General features: G+C 65.5%; 19 protein-coding genes. 12 read left to right on the plus strand and 7 right to left on the minus strand.

The features are described from left to right. Window positions 1-145 precede the first annotated feature (145 nt). Window positions 146-595, minus strand: coding sequence for a TRAM domain-containing protein (locus QQ977_RS07175; protein WP_285928452.1), 450 nt, complete (start codon window positions 593-595; stop codon window positions 146-148). Between the two features lie 197 nt (window positions 596-792). On the opposite strand from QQ977_RS07175, the gene QQ977_RS07180 reads away from it, so the two are divergent. The 3 genes from QQ977_RS07180 to QQ977_RS07190 all read left to right on the plus strand — a co-directional run bounded on the left by QQ977_RS07180 (window position 793) and on the right by QQ977_RS07190 (window position 3,468). After that, the gene (locus QQ977_RS07180) at window positions 793-1,581 is read left to right on the plus strand and encodes an electron transfer flavoprotein subunit beta/FixA family protein (protein WP_285928454.1); all 789 of its coding nucleotides are present in this window, start codon (window positions 793-795) and stop codon (window positions 1,579-1,581) included. Next, window positions 1,578-2,531 (plus strand): electron transfer flavoprotein subunit alpha/FixB family protein, encoded by a 954-nt coding sequence (locus QQ977_RS07185; protein WP_285928455.1) that lies wholly within the window; start codon window positions 1,578-1,580, stop codon window positions 2,529-2,531. Before QQ977_RS07180 ends, QQ977_RS07185 begins: the two co-directional genes overlap by 4 nt. 94 nt (window positions 2,532-2,625) lie before the next feature. Continuing rightward, a complete protein-coding gene (locus QQ977_RS07190; protein ID WP_285928456.1) occupies window positions 2,626-3,468 on the plus strand; it encodes a polyprenyl synthetase family protein in 843 nt (280 codons plus the stop codon). A 17-nt stretch (window positions 3,469-3,485) separates the two neighbouring features. Here QQ977_RS07190 and QQ977_RS07195 read toward each other — a convergent pair whose 3' ends face one another. After that, complete coding sequence (locus QQ977_RS07195) at window positions 3,486-4,586, minus strand: DUF373 family protein (RefSeq protein ID WP_285928457.1); 1,101 nt, start codon at window positions 4,584-4,586, stop codon at window positions 3,486-3,488. A gap of 125 nt (window positions 4,587-4,711) precedes the next feature. Here QQ977_RS07195 and QQ977_RS07200 point away from each other — a divergent pair, with 125 nt between their 5' ends. Continuing rightward, entirely contained in the window at window positions 4,712-5,707 is a 996-nt protein-coding gene (locus QQ977_RS07200) for a radical SAM protein (RefSeq protein WP_285928458.1), read from the plus strand. Window positions 5,708-5,734: 27 nt separating this feature from the next. Here QQ977_RS07200 and QQ977_RS07205 read toward each other — a convergent pair whose 3' ends face one another. Genes QQ977_RS07205 through QQ977_RS07220 form a run of 4 tightly spaced genes read right to left on the minus strand, consistent with a single transcriptional unit; the run spans window position 5,735 to window position 9,152 of the window. Next, entirely contained in the window at window positions 5,735-6,781 is a 1,047-nt protein-coding gene (locus QQ977_RS07205) for a dipeptide epimerase (protein WP_285928460.1), read from the minus strand. Next, window positions 6,778-7,794 (minus strand): DUF1611 domain-containing protein, encoded by a 1,017-nt coding sequence (locus QQ977_RS07210; RefSeq protein ID WP_285928461.1) that lies wholly within the window; start codon window positions 7,792-7,794, stop codon window positions 6,778-6,780. The genes QQ977_RS07205 and QQ977_RS07210 overlap by 4 nt, the downstream gene beginning before the upstream one ends. Before the next feature lie 58 nt (window positions 7,795-7,852). Next, on the minus strand, window positions 7,853-8,752 hold the full coding sequence (locus QQ977_RS07215) for a Vms1/Ankzf1 family peptidyl-tRNA hydrolase (RefSeq protein WP_285928462.1): 900 nt from the start codon (window positions 8,750-8,752) through the stop codon (window positions 7,853-7,855). 34 nt (window positions 8,753-8,786) lie between these two features. Then, window positions 8,787-9,152, minus strand: a complete 366-nt coding sequence (locus QQ977_RS07220; RefSeq protein ID WP_285928463.1) for a DUF5802 family protein — start codon at window positions 9,150-9,152, stop codon at window positions 8,787-8,789. Between the two features lie 85 nt (window positions 9,153-9,237). Here QQ977_RS07220 and thpR point away from each other — a divergent pair, with 85 nt between their 5' ends. Together thpR and QQ977_RS07230 are read left to right on the plus strand one after the other, a co-directional pair. Next, on the plus strand, window positions 9,238-9,798 hold the full coding sequence (gene thpR / locus QQ977_RS07225; RefSeq protein WP_285928464.1) for an RNA 2',3'-cyclic phosphodiesterase: 561 nt from the start codon (window positions 9,238-9,240) through the stop codon (window positions 9,796-9,798). Between the two features lie 91 nt (window positions 9,799-9,889). After that, window positions 9,890-11,719 carry an SLC13 family permease gene (locus QQ977_RS07230; protein ID WP_285928465.1) on the plus strand — a complete coding sequence of 610 codons (1,830 nt, stop codon included), beginning with the start codon at window positions 9,890-9,892 and terminating at the stop codon, window positions 11,717-11,719. Between the two features lie 7 nt (window positions 11,720-11,726). Here the strand turns inward: QQ977_RS07230 and QQ977_RS07235 are convergent, their stop codons facing one another. Beyond that, entirely contained in the window at window positions 11,727-12,170 is a 444-nt protein-coding gene (locus tag QQ977_RS07235; RefSeq protein ID WP_285928466.1) for a pyridoxamine 5'-phosphate oxidase family protein, read from the minus strand. A gap of 178 nt (window positions 12,171-12,348) precedes the next feature. Between QQ977_RS07235 and QQ977_RS07240 the strand changes: the two genes are divergently transcribed. The 6 genes from QQ977_RS07240 to ftsY all read left to right on the plus strand — a co-directional run bounded on the left by QQ977_RS07240 (window position 12,349) and on the right by ftsY (window position 15,865). Then, on the plus strand, window positions 12,349-12,501 hold the full coding sequence (locus QQ977_RS07240) for a 50S ribosomal protein L39e (RefSeq protein WP_285928469.1): 153 nt from the start codon (window positions 12,349-12,351) through the stop codon (window positions 12,499-12,501). Further along, window positions 12,501-12,779 (plus strand): 50S ribosomal protein L31e, encoded by a 279-nt coding sequence (locus QQ977_RS07245; RefSeq protein WP_285928470.1) that lies wholly within the window; start codon window positions 12,501-12,503, stop codon window positions 12,777-12,779. Before QQ977_RS07240 ends, QQ977_RS07245 begins: the two co-directional genes overlap by 1 nt. 1 nt (window position 12,780) lies before the next feature. Continuing rightward, on the plus strand, window positions 12,781-13,446 hold the full coding sequence (locus tag QQ977_RS07250; protein ID WP_285928471.1) for a translation initiation factor IF-6: 666 nt from the start codon (window positions 12,781-12,783) through the stop codon (window positions 13,444-13,446). A 315-nt stretch (window positions 13,447-13,761) separates the two neighbouring features. Further along, window positions 13,762-13,938: a 50S ribosomal protein L18Ae gene (gene rpl18a / locus QQ977_RS07255; protein WP_285928472.1), complete on the plus strand. Its 177-nt coding sequence runs from the start codon at window positions 13,762-13,764 to the stop codon at window positions 13,936-13,938. Next, window positions 13,935-14,408: a prefoldin subunit alpha gene (pfdA, locus tag QQ977_RS07260; protein ID WP_285928473.1), complete on the plus strand. Its 474-nt coding sequence runs from the start codon at window positions 13,935-13,937 to the stop codon at window positions 14,406-14,408. Before rpl18a ends, pfdA begins: the two co-directional genes overlap by 4 nt. A 14-nt stretch (window positions 14,409-14,422) precedes the next feature. Further along, window positions 14,423-15,865, plus strand: coding sequence for a signal recognition particle-docking protein FtsY (gene ftsY, locus QQ977_RS07265; RefSeq protein ID WP_285928474.1), 1,443 nt, complete (start codon window positions 14,423-14,425; stop codon window positions 15,863-15,865). The last annotated feature ends 93 nt before the right edge of the window (window positions 15,866-15,958 follow it).

Consider the following 15,958-nt stretch of genomic DNA (forward strand, 5'->3'; position numbering starts at 1 on the left):
ATTACACGGTCGGTATGACACGATCGAACCGGCCACCACGAAGATGAAACCGAGACGACGTCACGAAACGGTGAGGAACGGACCGAAACAGACGACAGGACGACAGGCAGGCTTCCGGTGACTGTCCACTCGAAGCGAAGAGGCGTTACGCTCCCCAGAAGTTCTCGCGACTGCCGAGTCGTTCGCGGTCGGCGGCATCGTCGTCGTCTCCAGCGTCGTCTTCGACGTCGGTCTCGACGCCGTCTCGCTCGTCGTTCGGATCCAGCGGCAGCCGCTCGAGTTCGTCGGCGCGAGCGTGGTTGCTGTGAACTTCCGTGATCTCGACGCGTGCGCGCGCCTCGGGCAGGACGCCGTCGACCATCACGATGAAGCCGTCTTCGGTCCGGCCGACGCCGGCACCGCTTTCGTGGATGTCCTCGACGTCGACGACGACCTCCTCGCCTACCTTGACCGGCTGGGTCTTGAGATCCTCGATCGGCTGGCTGTAGTGGTTGCACCACTCCTTGCCGCCGCGGTCGCCGTAGTGTTGACACCCCATCCCCGAGATGCGCTCTGAGAAGCTCGGACAGTCGTCCGCGAGTGGGCAGTCTGCCATGGCAAGTACTACCTGCGGAACCGTTAAACCGCTTGCGTCTCGACGCGAGCCCCGCCGAACGCCGACGTCGAGTCCGCTCGAGGCGTCTCGGCGAGTGGCTATCGTATCGAGCGTCCCTGCCAGTGAGACGTTACCTGCCGTACCAAGAATGGCGGTTTCGAAAACGTTTACGGGATGTGAGAACGGACCTCACGAGTATGAAAGTTCTCGTTACGGTTGCAGAAGTCGCAACGGTAGACGACGAGTTCGAGATCGCAGGCACCACGATCGACGATCGGTACCTGGGGGCGGACCTGAACGAGTGGGACGAGTACGCCATCGAGGAGGCAGTCACGCTCCAGGAGGACGGACTCGTCGACGAGGTCGTCACGGTCACGATCGGACCGGACGAGTGCGAACAGACGATCCGACAGGCACTCGCGAAAGGTGCCGACCGCGCCGTCAGGGTGTGGGACGACGCCCTCGAGGACGTCGACCTGGTAGACGTCGGCGCGAAAACCGAGATCCTCTCGGCCGTCGTCGAGGACGAAGAGCCGGATCTGGTACTCTCCGGGGTACAGACCGGCGACGACAGCTTCGGTGCGACCGGTGTCGCACTGGCCGAAGAGCTCGGCATCCAGTGGGCCGCCGTCGTCAACGACCTCGAGCTCGAGGACGCGGAGACGGCGTCGGTTCGCCGGGAGCTCGAAGGCGGCGTCGAGGAGCTGACCGAGGTCGAGCTACCCGCAGTGTTGACGATCCAGACCGGAATCAACGAACCGCGGTACGCGAGCCTGCGTGGCATCCGCCAGGCCCAGCGAAAGGAGCTGACGCCGATGAGCCTCGCCGATCTCGGCGTCGACGAGGCGGCCGTCGCAGGCGATCTCGAGCTGGTCGACATGTACGAACCCGAATCCGAGAGCGAGGCGACGATCTTCGAAGGAGGTCCCGAGGAGACGGCCGAAGAGCTCGCGTCTCTCCTCCACGAGAAGGGGGTGGCACCATGACGGCCGTGCTCGCGGTCGCGGACCACCGCCGTGGCGAACTTCGCGACGTCAGCTACGAGTTGCTCACCGCGGGTCGAGAGCTCGCCGACGACGTCGGCGGCGAACTCCACGCCGCCGTCATCAGCGGCCCCGTCGAGGAGTTCGGCGACAAGCTCAACCGCGAGGGCGTCGACGCCGTCTACACCGTCGCCGACGGCGAGGAGTTCAACCACGACGTCTACACGCAGGCGGTGAGCCAGCTCGTCGCCGAACTCGAGCCGCAGTATCTCGTCGTGCCAAACAGCGTCAACGGACTCGACTACGCGCCCGCGGTCGCGACCAGACTCGAGTGGCCGCTCGTGACCGACGCCGTCTCGGTCGAGGCCGACGGAACGCTGTCGGTCGATCGGGAGATGTACGGCGGGAAAGTCGAGACGACCGTCGAGGTGGCGGCCGACCGCGCCGTGGTAACGATCCGGGGCGGCGAGTGGGCCGGGGCAGACGGCACCGGCGACGCGGCGGTCGAGCCCTTCGAGGTCGACCTCGACGACGACGCGATCGGCTCTTCGGTCACCGGCTTCGAGGAGGTCGCTGCCGGCGACGTCGACATCAGCGAAGCCGACGTGCTGGTAAGCGTCGGTCGCGGTATCGAGGAGGAGGACAACCTCGAGTTGATCGAAGAGCTCGCGGAGGCGCTCGATGCGACGGTCTCTTCGTCGCGTCCGATCGTCGACAACGGCTGGCTGCCGCCGAATCGCCAGGTCGGCCAGTCCGGCAAGGTGGTGACGCCGGATGTCTACATCGCAATCGGTATCTCGGGTGCCGTCCAGCACGTCGCCGGCATGAAAGGCTCCGAGACGATCGTCGCGATCAACACCGACCCGAGTGCGCCGATCATGGACATCGCTGACTACGCGATCCACGACGACCTCTTCGACGTCGTCCCTGCACTCACCGAGCAGTTCGAGTGAGCTGACTCCTGGCGCTCGCGGCGGCGCTAGAGATCCGAACCACCGTTCGTTGACAACCGTCACCTACTTTTTCGCCCTCTCCTAAGCGCCGGTAATGGAACTTCTGGAGCGCCGTCGGGCGCTGATCGAGGAGCGTCTCGTCGACGTGATCGACGGCGTCGAGCCCGAACCGCTCAGGGAGGAACTTCGCCACGTCGCACTCTCGGGTGGGAAACGAGTCCGACCGACGGTGACCGTCCTCGCCTGTGAGACCGTCGGCGGCGAGGCCGAAGACGCCGTCGACTTCGGCGTCGGGATCGAACTCGTCCACACCGCCTCGCTGGTCGTCGACGACATCATCGATCGCTCGGAGCTTCGCCGTGGAACGACGAGTGCGTGGGCCGAGTACGGGCACGGTCCCGCACTCGTCACGAGCGACGGCCTGCTCGGGGAGGCGTTCGCGCTCTTCTCTGCTGACCCGCGGGCGACACAGGCCGTCGCCGAGGCGATGGTCGAACTCGGCGTCGGCGAGGCGACCGAACTCACCGCCCAACCGACGAGCGAAACGGAGTACATGACCCTCGCCCGCCGGAAGACCGGCTCCCTGTTTCGGGCGGCGGCCGAGCTCGGGGCCATCGCCGCCGACGCCGATCCCCTCACCGTCGAAACGCTCGGCGAGTACGCCGAACGCGTCGGGGTCGCCTTCCAGATCCGCGACGACGTCCTCGACGCGGTCGCCGATCCGGCAGCGCTCGGCAAACCGACCGGCCACGACGCGGCGATGGATCGCCCGTCCGTGGTGCAGGTGACCGACCTCTCGCCCGACGAGGCAAACGGCCGCGCCAGAGCGGAAGCGGACTGTGCCATCGACGCCTTGGAGCGAGTCGACGTCACCGACGAGACGGCCCGGAGCTACCTCGTCGAGCTCGCCGAATTTGTCGTCGAACGAGAGCGCTGAACCGATGCGATAAAGAGCTATGCACTCTCTGCCTGTCTCGAGCCCTCCGAAAAGTGTGACTCGGCGACGGCGAAAGCGAGCGTGCTGACGATCCCCAGCAACGTTCCGCCGGTCAGCGCGGTCGCCAGATACGCAAGCGAGACCTCGTCGAGGAAGAACGCACTCACCGCGTGAAGCACGACCGCCATCGCGACGACGTAAAAGGGCGCGTTGAGATAGCGCCACTCGAGCGTGCCGGCGATGTACTCGTCGGTGATCTGACCGAGGCTCGTGGTGACGCCGGCAGCGGCGAACCACTGTATCGAGCCGTAGACGAGCGCGGCGAGTACGCGTGGAATGCCGAGTTCGTCGCCCGCTGTCTCCTGGTGGGCCTCGAGGGTGTTCACGCCGCTTACCCCGCCGAGAACGAGCAAGGCGGCGGCGACGACGTAGGCGATCAGTGTCATGCGACCGGCATACAGCGAGCGGCGGGCGCGCTCGGCAGCGGCGTCGAGACGATCGCCGAGTCCGAGTCCCCGAGAGATGAGATAGAGCCCGAGCAACGCGGAGGTCGTCCCGAGAACGAGTCCGGGGAGATCGAGCAACGTCCCGATCAGCGCGAGCGGATAGATGAGGAGAACGATTCCGAGCGGGATGAGTACCGTCCCCCTGGTCTCGGGGTCGTCGAGCACCTGCTTGAACGTGTAGTACATCGACTCTAAGTCCTGGGCCTGCCGGACGACGACGCGTCTGACGCCGTCGATCGGGACCCGCGAGCGGATGACCGGGATGACGGATTCGTCCTGTGCGCCGTCGGTGACCACGAGCGCGGTGACGTCCTCGCCGGTCGTAAGCGTCGCGAGGACGGTGTCGACCTCGTCGCCGACCTCGCGGTTGGCGCTGACGTCGCCGTCTTCGTTGCCGGTGACGACCGCCACTTCGACGCTTTCGTCTCTCGCAGCGAGGTCGTCGTAGATGTGAATCCCCTGAAAGATGACGTTGACGTCGCTGTCTTCGGGATCGGCCGTCGCCAGAGCGGCAGCCGCGTCCTCGACCGTCTCGCGACCGACGACCGGCGTCGAGAAGCCGGTCTTTCGTCCGAGGTCGTCGTCGAGGTCGACACAGAGGACCAGCAGCATCGCTCGAAGATTAAACGGCGTGGTATTTGCATCTTCGGGGATTGACGGATATCGCGACGCGTGGCGACGACCGACGGTCGCTTTCGTGCGCCTTTTGAGCCTCGACCGGCTAGAGGAGACATCGAATGATCTCGAAGGGCTGTGAGCAGTGCGCGGAAGGCGGCAAGATGGTGCTGTTCGTCTACGGCTACTGTGACCAGCGCGACTGCTTTTACTGCCCGCTCGGCGAGAACCGCAAGAACGTCACCGACGTCTACGCCAACGAACGGCTCGTCGAGAACGACGAGGACGTCCTGACCGAGGCCCGCCGGATGGACGCACTCGGAACGTCGATCACCGGCGGCGAACCCCAGGAAGCGCTCGATCGCACCTGTCACTACCTCTCCTTGCTGAAAGAGGAGTTCGGTTCCGACCACCACACCCACCTCTACACCGGCATCACGGGCGGTCGCGAGAACATGCGCCGGCTCGCCGAAGCCGGCTTAGACGAGATCCGCTTTCACCCGCCGCTCGAGCAGTGGGGCGAGCTCCACGGCACCGAGTGGGAGGAGATTCTCTACACCGCCCGCGAAGAAGGGCTCACGCCCGCCTTCGAGATTCCTGGCATCCGCGCCGAGGAGGAGTTTCTCGAGTTCGTAGACGAGGGCGCTGCCGAGTTCTGCAATATCAACGAGTTCGAGATGTCCCAGGGCAACTACCGTCGGATGCAAGAGCAGGGCTTCGAACTCAAGGAAGGACACATGAGCGCCGTCGACGGCAGCCGCGAGGAGATCCTCGAGGTCATGGGCGAACACGAGCGCGTCTACTTCTGTACCTCCGTGTTCAAAGACGCCGCCCAGCACCGGCGACGGCTCAAACGAATGGCCCGCAACGTTCGCCGGGAGTTCGACGACGTCACCGACGACGGCACCCTCGTCTACGGCAAAACGTACGCCACCCCCCAGCGGTTCGAAGAACTTGGCGTCCCCGAGGAGTTCTACACGGTGAAATCGAACCACGTCGAGGTCGCCTGGTGGCTCCTCGAGGAGATGATCGAGGAAGGCGACCTCGAGGACGGCGAGATCGTCGAGCAGTATCCGACCTACGACGGACAGGTCGTCGAACGGACGCCGCTTGCCTGATCGCGATTCGGTACGCTGACACCGCCTTCACCGCTCGAGTGCACCCGTACCCGGCCGCTCGAGTCCGTCGAGGTCGATCCGACCGTCGGGCATCGAAACGCCGTCGTAGGGATCGGCCTCGAGCAACAGCGAGCCGTCGAGGTCGGCGTACTCGAGCGCCGGCGCGAGCTGGCAGGCCGCGGCGATCGAGGCGTTCGATTCGACCATACAGCCACACATGACCTCGAGGCCGTGAGCGTGGGCGGTGTGGACGATCCGTCGCGCCTCCGATAAGCCGCCACACTTCATCAGCTTCAGGGTCGCGACGTCACAGCGGTCGGCGACCTGCGGGACGTCCGTGGCGGTCCGCAGGGACTCGTCGGCGGCGATCGGAAGCGACGAGCGCTCGTAGACGTAACGAAGACCCTCAGGATCGTCGGCCGAGACGGGCTGTTCGACGAACTCGAGATCGTAGGCCGCGAGTTCGTCGATCGTCGCGACGGCCTCGCGGGGCGACCAGGCCTCGTTGGCGTCGACGCGGATCGTCGCGTCGGGAGCGACGTCCCGGATCGTGGCGAGAATCTCCTCGTCGCGGTCGGTCCCGACTTTGACCTTGAGCGTGTCGTAGCCCCGCTCGAGTGCCGTCTCGGTCTTCGCGCGCATCCGGTCGAGGTCGTCGATGCCGATCGTGTACGACGTCTCGGGGGCGTCGGTCGGATCGAGCCCGAAGTACCGGTACAGGGGAACCTCGAGCCGTTTCGCGACCAGGTCGTAGACGGCGATACTGACGGCCGCGCGGGCGGACGGGTTCGCCCGAATCCGATCGCGCATCCGGCGTTCGATCCGGGCGAGGTCGTGAGGATCCCCGACGTCTTCGACGATCGCGAGCAGATCGGGGAGGACGGCCTCGACGGTGTCGACCGTCTCGCCGTAGCGAGACGCCGGTGCTGCGGCCCCGACGCCGACGTGGCCCGCTTCGTCTTCGATCTCGACGATCGCGATCTCGGCGTGGGTCCTCGTCCCGCGGGCGATCGTGAACGGAAACTCGAGTGCCACTCTGGTGCGCTCGAAATCGGTCTCGAGGTCGACGCTCATAGCAACGCGTCGAGCACCCCGTCGGTGTCGAACCGAACCGCGTCCGTCGCCGGTGCACCGAGTGCCTCGGCGTAGGCGTCGACGGCCTCGCGGGCGGCGGCGTCGTCCTCGAGTCCTCGGGTGTTGAGTGCGCCGGCGAAGATTCGGGCCGGTCGGACTGGTTCGGCAAGTCCCTCGTAGAGGTCGACGTACCGACGAATCGGTGGTAGCGAGAACGACTCGTAGCCGTGGACCGTCTCTCGGCCCGCCTCGTGACAGAGCACGAGTTTGTCGGCCATCGCCCCGTGGAGGATGCCACAGGTCACCGCCGAGTAGGCCGGATGGACGATGCTTCCCTGGCCCTCCACGAAGAGGTAGTCGTGGTCGTCGCCGACCTCGAGGATCATCTCCTCGACCGCGCCGGCGGTAAAGTCGCTTATCACGCGGTCGATGGGATTGCCCCAGCCCTCGATCATGATCCCTGTCTGACCGGTCGGCACCACCGCGGCGTCGTAGCCATGCTCGTTCGCGTCCCGGGACAGTTCCATCGTCGTCGTCATCTTCCCGACCGAGCAGTCGGTGCCGACGGTGAGGATCACGTCGGCGTCGACCTCGTCGGCGACGCCGTCGGCCACGGTGAGGTCCGCTGGCGGCTCGCGAACGTCCCGGAGTTCACAGCCGTGCTCGTCGGCCAGCGTGGCGAACTCCTCGTCCTCGGCGAGGAAGTAGTGCAGCCCCGAGATGACGTCACAGCTCCGTTCGAGTGCGGTCCTGACGTCTGGTCGCCAGTGCTCTTCGAAGCCGCCGCCGATGGGGGCAATCCCGATCAACAGGGCGTCGACGGGGTCGTCGACGTCGTCCATGCTCGAGACGATCGGTGCGTCCTGGACGTCGGCGACGAACTCGGTGACGCGGCGACCGGCCGTCTCCCGATCGAGTACCGCGGCGACGTCGTAGTCGGCGTATCGGAGCACCCCGAGGGCGGTCTTGGCCCGGTCGGGGAACTGCTCGTGGGCGAGGATCGCGACGCGCATACCGGGTGCATAGACCACGCCCCACTTAAGGGTGCGCGCACCGGCAGAGCGGCGCAGCCTACAGCACCCGGACGTCGGTCGTCCAGAACGACCTGACCGCGTCCTCGAGCGCCGACTCGGGATCGCCGGTCGCGTCGACGGCGGCAGTCGCATCGGGGTCGGCCGTCTCGGCGACGGTATCGACGACGCCGCGCTGGCCGACGAGGTAGAGTCGATCGGCCTCGACCGGCGCGAGCACCTCGTGAACGCGCTCGAGGTGGTCGTCGATCTGCTCGTCGCGGATACGCTCGAAGCGAGCCTGCGAGAAGCCGCCTTTCGAGTGGGCTCCCTTCACGTCGCTTTCGAAGCCGCGGTAGTCGACCCGCTCGGTTCCCTCGTAGACGCCGAGTGCGAACAGGTCGGTCCGAACGAGCGCAACGGCGTGAGGACCCGTCGGCTGGAACCACGCCCGCTCGAGTTCGAACCGATCCGACCACGCCGCCTCGAGGTCGGGCCCGACCGGCGGATCGAGCGCGACCGAGACGATGCCGGCGTCGTCGAGACAGCACAGACACGGCGTGGCCTCCTCGAGCAGGACCGACCGTTCGCCGAGGATCTCGGCGGCCCCGTCGGGAACCTCGTCTGCGGCGTCGATCGTCGCCGTCAGCGCCCCCTCGGGAGCCGTCCGCAGCGACTCAAGGCGAGACAGCACTGCCTCGAGGCGCTCGCCGCGGAGTCGTTCCCGCCGTCGGACCTCGAGTGAGCGATCGTCGTCCTCGAGACGGTCGAGTTCGCCCTCGAGCTGGGCGATGCGGTCCTCGAGTCGATTGACCCGCTCTTCGGCCTCCTGGCGAGCCGTGACGGCCTCAGCCCGGCGCTCGGACTCGGCCTCGTAGCGGCGACGCAGCCGCTCGGTCTCCTCCTCGAGTTCGTCGATCCGCTCTTTGAGCGGGGCCCGGCCCAGCAACTCGTCGAGCATCAGGCGAACACGCGAAGTCGCGATACTTCTATGTCTAGGTTCCGGCGTGTCGGCACTCGGGGAGTCCGCCGGCGAACGACAGCAGCTGCTCGGCGCGTTCGCGACGGGCGAGTAACACCTCCTGTAGCGTCGGTGGGTTGCGAACGTCGGTCTCTTCGAGCATCGGTTCGGGGATCTCGAGGGTGTTCGCAGGAACGTCCTCGCCGCCGAAGACGGGGAAGTGTCGGGACTCGAGTTTCATCACGAGCGGAGTGTCGAGCCGTTCGACCCCCTCGCCGGTGGCGTACAGCTGTTCGTTGACGCGTTCGTGTTGTTCGCTGTGCATCCGGGCACACTCTTCGTCCGACGGCGTCACGTAGAGACGTCCGAGATAGTAGCTGCGCGAGAATACCTCGAACATGGTAACGTAACCCAGGGACTGGAGTACTATAACTTTACCTTCGGGAGTCGCATGCCTTCAAGAGGATCGACCCCGAAGGTCAGGTATGCGCCTGTTCGTCAGCGTCGACTGTCCCGACGACTTCGCGACACCGATCGCCGACCTGCAGGCGGCACTCGAGGACGCGAGCGGGCTCAACGTTACGGATCCCGAACAGGCCCACCTCACCCTGAAGTTCCTCGGCGACGTCGACGAGTCACGCCTGCCCGACCTCGAGTCCGAACTCGAGACCGCAGTCGAGGACTCGGGCGTCGGGCCGTTTTCCGCCCGATTCGGCGGTCTGGGCGTGTTCCCCGACCTCGAGTACATACACGTCGTCTGGCTCGGCGTCGAGGAGGGCGGCGACGAGCTGACCCGCCTGCACGAGGCGATCGAGGAGCGGACGACGGCGATGGGCTTTGAGCCCGAGAGTCACGACTTCACCCCACACATCACGCTCGCGCGGATGGAACACGCCGGCGGGAAAGAACTGGTCCAGGAGGTCGTCAGCGAGCGCGAGCCGACGGTCGGCGAGACGGTCGTCGAGGAGGTCCACCTGACCGAGAGCACGCTCACGTCCGACGGCCCAGTCTACTCGACGGTCGCCTCGTTTTCGCTCGAGGACTGATCCTCGCTCGAGGACGACTCTCACGACGCCGTGAGTGCAATCGGTCCCGACGGCTGACGACGTTTTTGTCCGAGAGCGTCGACCGACCAGTATGGAGCTGGTGCTGTCGACCGGACAGCCGTCCCTGACGGTCGACGTCGTCGTCGTCTTCGCCGTCGTCGCCGTGACCTTGCTCCTTTTCGTCCTCGAGCCGATTCCCATCGACGTCTCGGCGATCCTGATGCTCGTCGTCCTGGTCGTGCTCGAGCCCTGGACGCAGATTACGCCCGAGCTCGCCATCTCCGGGTTCTCGAACCCGGCGACGATCACGGTGCTCGCGATGTTCGTGCTGAGCGAGGGGGTCAAACGAACTGGCTCGATCAGAATCGTCGGCGACCGGGTGATCGAGTTCACAGGCGACGACGAGCGCAAGCAACTGGCGGCGGTAATCGGCCTTAGCGGGAGCACGGCGGGGGTTATCAACAACACGCCCGTCGTCGCCGTATTGATCCCGTTCGTCACCGACCTCGCCGAGCGAACGAACACCTCGCCCTCGAAGCTGTTCATCCCGCTGTCGTACGCGGCGATGCTCGGCGGGATGCTTACACTCGTCGGAACCTCGCCAAGCATCCTCGCGAGCGATATCTCCGATCGACTTATCGGTCGCCCCTACTCGATGTTCACGTTCACCCACCTCGGCGTCCTCGTCTTGCTCACCGGGGCCGTCTACCTGCTGACAATCGGTCACCGGCTCATCCCCGAACGGATCGATCCGGACGAGGATCTGTCAGACCGCTTCGAGACGAGCGAGTACGTCACCGAAGTGACGGTGCCACCGGACGCGGCCGTCGTCGGGGAGACCGTCGGCGAGGTCGTCGCCCGGATCGGCCGGGATGCGGAGATCCTTCGCATCCTCCGGCACGGCAAGATCATCCACAGGGACATCGAGAACCGGACGATCCGTGCCGGCGACCACCTGCTGTTCCGGGGTCGTCGACGGACGCTGCTCGAGCTGGCGAGCTTTCGGGGACTCGAGTTCTCGGCCGAGCCGATCGTCGAGCCCGTGTCCGAGGACGACGGCGGTACCGTCCCGCTCGTCGAGGTCATCGTCGTCCCCGGCGAGTCGGCGCTTGCATCCGAGTCTATTACGGCGTCGGCGTTCAGACGGCGGTTCGACGCGCCGATCCTCGCGATCCGTCGGCAAGGAGAGCTCGTCACTCGCCGGCTGTCGAAAGTCGTGTTACGGGGCGGAGATACGCTGCTCGTCCAGGCGAACGAGGGGGCGTTCGAAGAGCTCAGGAACGATCCCGACTACGTCGTCACCGAGGAGGTCGTTCGGCCGGACTACCGCACGTCCCGAATTCCGGTCGCCGTCGGTATCGTCGTCGGCGTCGTACTCGTGGCTGCAGCCGGCTACCTTCCGGTCGAGATCGCGGCACTCGGCGGGATGGCGGCGATGGTGGTCACCGGCTGTGTCGAACCCAGGGAGGTGTACGACGCCGTCGACTGGAACGTCATCTTCCTGCTCGCAGGCGTCATCCCGCTCGGGATTGCGCTCGAAGAGACCGGCGGTGCAGAGTATCTCGCCCTCCAGCTCACGCCGATGGCTGACGTCGTCCCGCTGGTCGTCTTCCTGATGATCTTTTACATGCTGACGGCGATCGTCACCGAGATTATCACCAACCTGGCGAGCGTTGCACTCATGATTCCGATCGGCGTCGACGTCGCGACCCAACTCGGTGCGAATCCGTTCTCGTTCGTCCTGCTCGTCACCTTTGCGGCCAGCGACTCGCTCATGACGCCCGTGGGCTACCAGACGAATCTCATGGTGTACGATCGTGGCGGCTACCGGTTCACCGATTACATGCGCGTCGGCATCCCGCTCCAGCTCCTGCTTGCGGTCGTTACGTCGCTCGGTATCGTCGTCTTCTGGGGCGTCTGACGGTCGGTCACGGCGACGATCGCCCCGACTGCTCTCTGACGACGAACTCGTACCACTCGAGGTCGATCTCCTCGGGCGGCAGGTCGAAGACGGTGATCTCGATCTCTTTCGCGTGTTCGTAAAAGAGCGTCTCGTAGGACCGATCGAGTGGCTCCTCGAGCGGGCGAAGCAGACCGGTCAGGACGACACTTTGCCACTCCGAGGGCGAGTGCCACTCATAGGCGGTGAGACAGGCGATCTCGGTCGTCTCGATGAACGTCCGTTTCTTGCTCTCGGGACCGAAGCCGAGGTCGAGCAGACACCGGTGGTACTCCTCGTCGTACGCGAACGAGACCGGAACGGCGTAGGCCCGGCCATCGCGTGACAGCGACAGGACGCCGATGCCACGCTCGCGCAGGAACGATTCGATCTCTGCGTCCGTCATACCGGTTCCGAACTCGTAGTCTGTCATGCGATCGCAGGTGTCGTCTGGTGGACGCGTCGTCTCCCAGTACCCGGCCGAGATCCTTTATGACCCTTGGCGACTCCCCTGACTGTCTCGATTCGAGACGGACCCGCCGTCGACGGGTTCGGCGTCGCCTACACAGATGGACAAGATTTTAAGCCAGCGTGGGCTACGTCCGGCTACTATGGGCAAGAAGTCGAAAGGCAAGAAAAAACGGCTTGCCAAACTCGAGAACCAGAACAGCCGCGTTCCGGCCTGGGTCATGATGAAGACGGACATGGACGTGACGCGAAACCCCAAGCGACGCCACTGGCGGCGCAGCGACACTGACGAATAATGAGCGCGAGTGACTTCGAAGAGCGGGTCGTGACGGTACCGCTTCGGGACGTCAAGGCGGGCGCGAACCACGAGGCCGCCGACAGAGCGATGACGATCATTCGCGAGCACCTCGCCAAACACTTCGCCGTCGACGAGGACGCCATCCGCCTCGATCCCTCGATCAACGAAGCCGTCTGGGCGAACGGTCGCTCCAACCCGCCACGAAAGCTCCGGGTCCGAGCCGCCCGCTTCGAAGAGGAGGGCGAACCGGTCGTCGAAGCCGAGTTCGCCGAATAACTTGCTCCGCGTCGCCTTCGCCGGTTCGGCGTACGTCGGCGTCTTCGCCCGCGCAACCGACGACTACCTGCTGGTCCGACCCGACGTCGACGACGACCTGATCGGCGACCTCGCAGACGAACTCGCCGTCGATGCGCTCGCGACCACCATCGGCGGCTCCTCGACGGTCGGCGCGCTCGCGACCGGCAACGAGAACGGGCTGCTCGTCAGCAGCCGGATTCTCGAGTACGAACGCGAGCGAATCGAAGACGAGGTCGACGTTCCGGTCACGGAGCTTCCCGGCAGTATCAACGCCGCCGGAAACGTCGTGCTCGCGAACGACTACGGCGCGTACGTTCATCCTGATCTCCCCCGGGAGTCGATCCAGGTCATCAAAGAGACCCTCGAGGTGCCCGTCGAACGTGGCGACCTCGCCGGCGTCCGGACCGTCGGCACGGCCGCGGTCGCCACCAACGCGGGCGTACTCTGTCACCCGAAGGCGACCGACGCGGAACTGGACCACGTAGAGGAGGTACTCGACGTTCGCGCCGACGTCGGCACGGTCAACTACGGCGCACCGCTTGTCGGCTCCGGGCTCGTCGCCAACGAGGTCGGCTACGTCGTCGGCGAAGACACCACCGGACCGGAACTCGGCCGCATCGAGGACGCACTGGAGTACATCGACTAGAAGATACCCCGCCGGTCGGGACTGGGGTTCGTGATCGATCCGAGGGTGTCGCCCGGAAGCTCTCACGCAGTTCCGGTACATGTAGCCGAGTTCGTCTTCGATCTCACACTCCGGACAGACGATCGTTCCCGAGCGGCGATTGACGAACTCCGCCGTTCGGCCGCTCCCGGGCCGCATCATAAGCGTTTCAGCTCCCGGCGTTTCGCCGTGTGATCCGTCGCGACCGACGACGGGACGCTCGTCGTCTTTCGACGCGCCCGCGGGGTCTCACGCGGGAAGGGAACATTCTTCCGGCTTCCCGACGGAGGGACAGCTATGAGTCAGTTCACTGTCTCCGGTAAGTTCGCGAGCCGGGACGGCTACTCGTCGTTCGAGACCGCGATCGAGGCCGAAAACGAAGACGTCGCTCGCGAGCACGTCCTCTCCCAGCTGGGGAGTCGTCACGGACTCAAACGAACCCAGATCGAGCTCGAGGAGGTCGAGGCACGATGAGCGGACAGCAGGAACTGCAGGCGATCTCCCAGCAGCTCCAGGAGCTCGAACAACAGATCGAGGCGTTGCAGGCAACGGTCACCGAACTGCAGGCCGAACAGAGTGACGTCGACGAGGCGATCGAGGCGATCGAGATTCTCGAGACCGACGACACCGTGCAGGTGCCACTCGGCGGCGGTGCCTACCTCCGTGCAGAGATCGAAGACATCGACGAAGTGATCGTCGAACTCGGTGCCGACTACGCCGCCGAGTTCGAACAGGACGGAGCCGTTTCCGCCCTCGAGAACAGAAAGGATACTCTCGACGATCGCATCGAGGAGGTCACCGAAGAGATCTCCGAACTCGAAGCCGAGAGCACACAGCTCGAGCAGAAAGCCCAGCAGCTCCAGCAGCAGGCGATGCAACAGCAGATGCAGGGACTGGGGGGACAAGGCCAGGGTCAGGGCCAGGGCACGGGTCCGGACCAGTAACGTAGGCCGCCCCCATGTTCGATAGCCTGAAAGAGAAGCTCGGGAGCTTTCGCGAAGACGTCGAGGAGACGGCCGAAGAGAAAGCGGAGCCGGTCGACGAGGACGACCTCGAGGACGCAGAGTTCGAGGACGCCGAGTTCGGAGAAGCAGAACGCGAGGACACAGCGGCTGGCGAGGAACCGGCCGAGTCGACAGTCCCCACGGCAGACGACCCGACGTCCGTCGACACCGAGACGACGCCGGCCGACGAGGCCGACGCCGAGGACGAAAGACCGGATGCGGCTACGGCCGACGCCGACGAAGCTGACGTCGAGGAGTCGGACCGAGACGGAGACGACGAAGACGGGGAAAGCGGGAACGGTCTGACCAGGTTCGGCCGCAGGGCGAAATCGCTCATCAACGGCTCGAACGACACGGACGAGTCCGTCGACGAACAGGATACGACCACGGCGTCCGACGAGACGAGCGTCGAACGCGACGTGACAGACGACGTGGCTGCAACGCCCGACGACGAGGCTGACGAGGCCGAAGACGACGCCGACGAAGACGAGCCGACCGAGAACAACTCGACCGGGTTCGGCCGCAAGGCAAAGTCACTCGTCCGCGGGAAGTTCGTCATCGAGGAAGACGACCTCGAGGGACCGCTCGACGAACTCGAGCTCGCGTTGCTCTCGAGCGACGTCGAGATGTCCGTCGCCGAGGAGATCTTAGAGAACATCCGCGACGAACTGGTCGGGGAGACTCGAACGTTCACGACCTCCACCGGCGACGTCGTCACGGAGGCGCTCCGGGAGGCGATTCTCGACGTCATCAGCGTCGGCCAGTTCGACTTCGTCGAGCGGGTCGCCGTCGAGGACAAACCGCTCGTGATCGTCTTCACCGGCGTCAACGGCGTCGGCAAGACGACCTCGATCGCGAAGATGAGCCGCTATCTCGAAGAGCGTGGCTACTCGACGGTGATGGCAAACGGCGACACCTACCGTGCGGGAGCGAACGAACAGATCGAGGAACACGCCGATGCACTCGATACGAAGCTCATCACCCACGAACAGGGTGGTGACCCTGCCGCAGTGTTGTACGACGCCGTCGAGTACGCCGAGGCAAACGACGTCGACGTCGTGCTCGGCGATACGGCGGGTCGGCTCCACACCGACGAGGGGCTGATGGACCAGCTCGAGAAGATCGATCGCGTCGTCGATCCGGACATGACCCTGTTCGTCGACGAGGCGGTCGCCGGCCAGGACGCGGTCAACCGGGCCCGGGAGTTCGACGACGCCGCCGAGATCGACGGGGCGATCCTCACGAAAGCCGACGCCGACTCCAACGGCGGCGCGGCGATCTCGATCGCTCACGTCACGGGCAAGCCCATTCTCTTCTTGGGCGTCGGTCAGGGCTACGACGACATAGAGCGGTTCGAGCCGGAGCGGATGGCCGACCGCCTGCTCGAGGAGGAGTAAGCGATCGGCCCGGATCTCGCATCTACGATCGTCTGACAGGAGAAGACTCGAGGACGGCCGCCGACCAGCCCCGATCGGCCGCCGTCGTCGTCG

It is taken from the genome of Natrialbaceae archaeon AArc-T1-2 (assembly GCF_030273315.1).
GTDB lineage: Archaea > Halobacteriota > Halobacteria > Halobacteriales > Natrialbaceae > Tc-Br11-E2g1.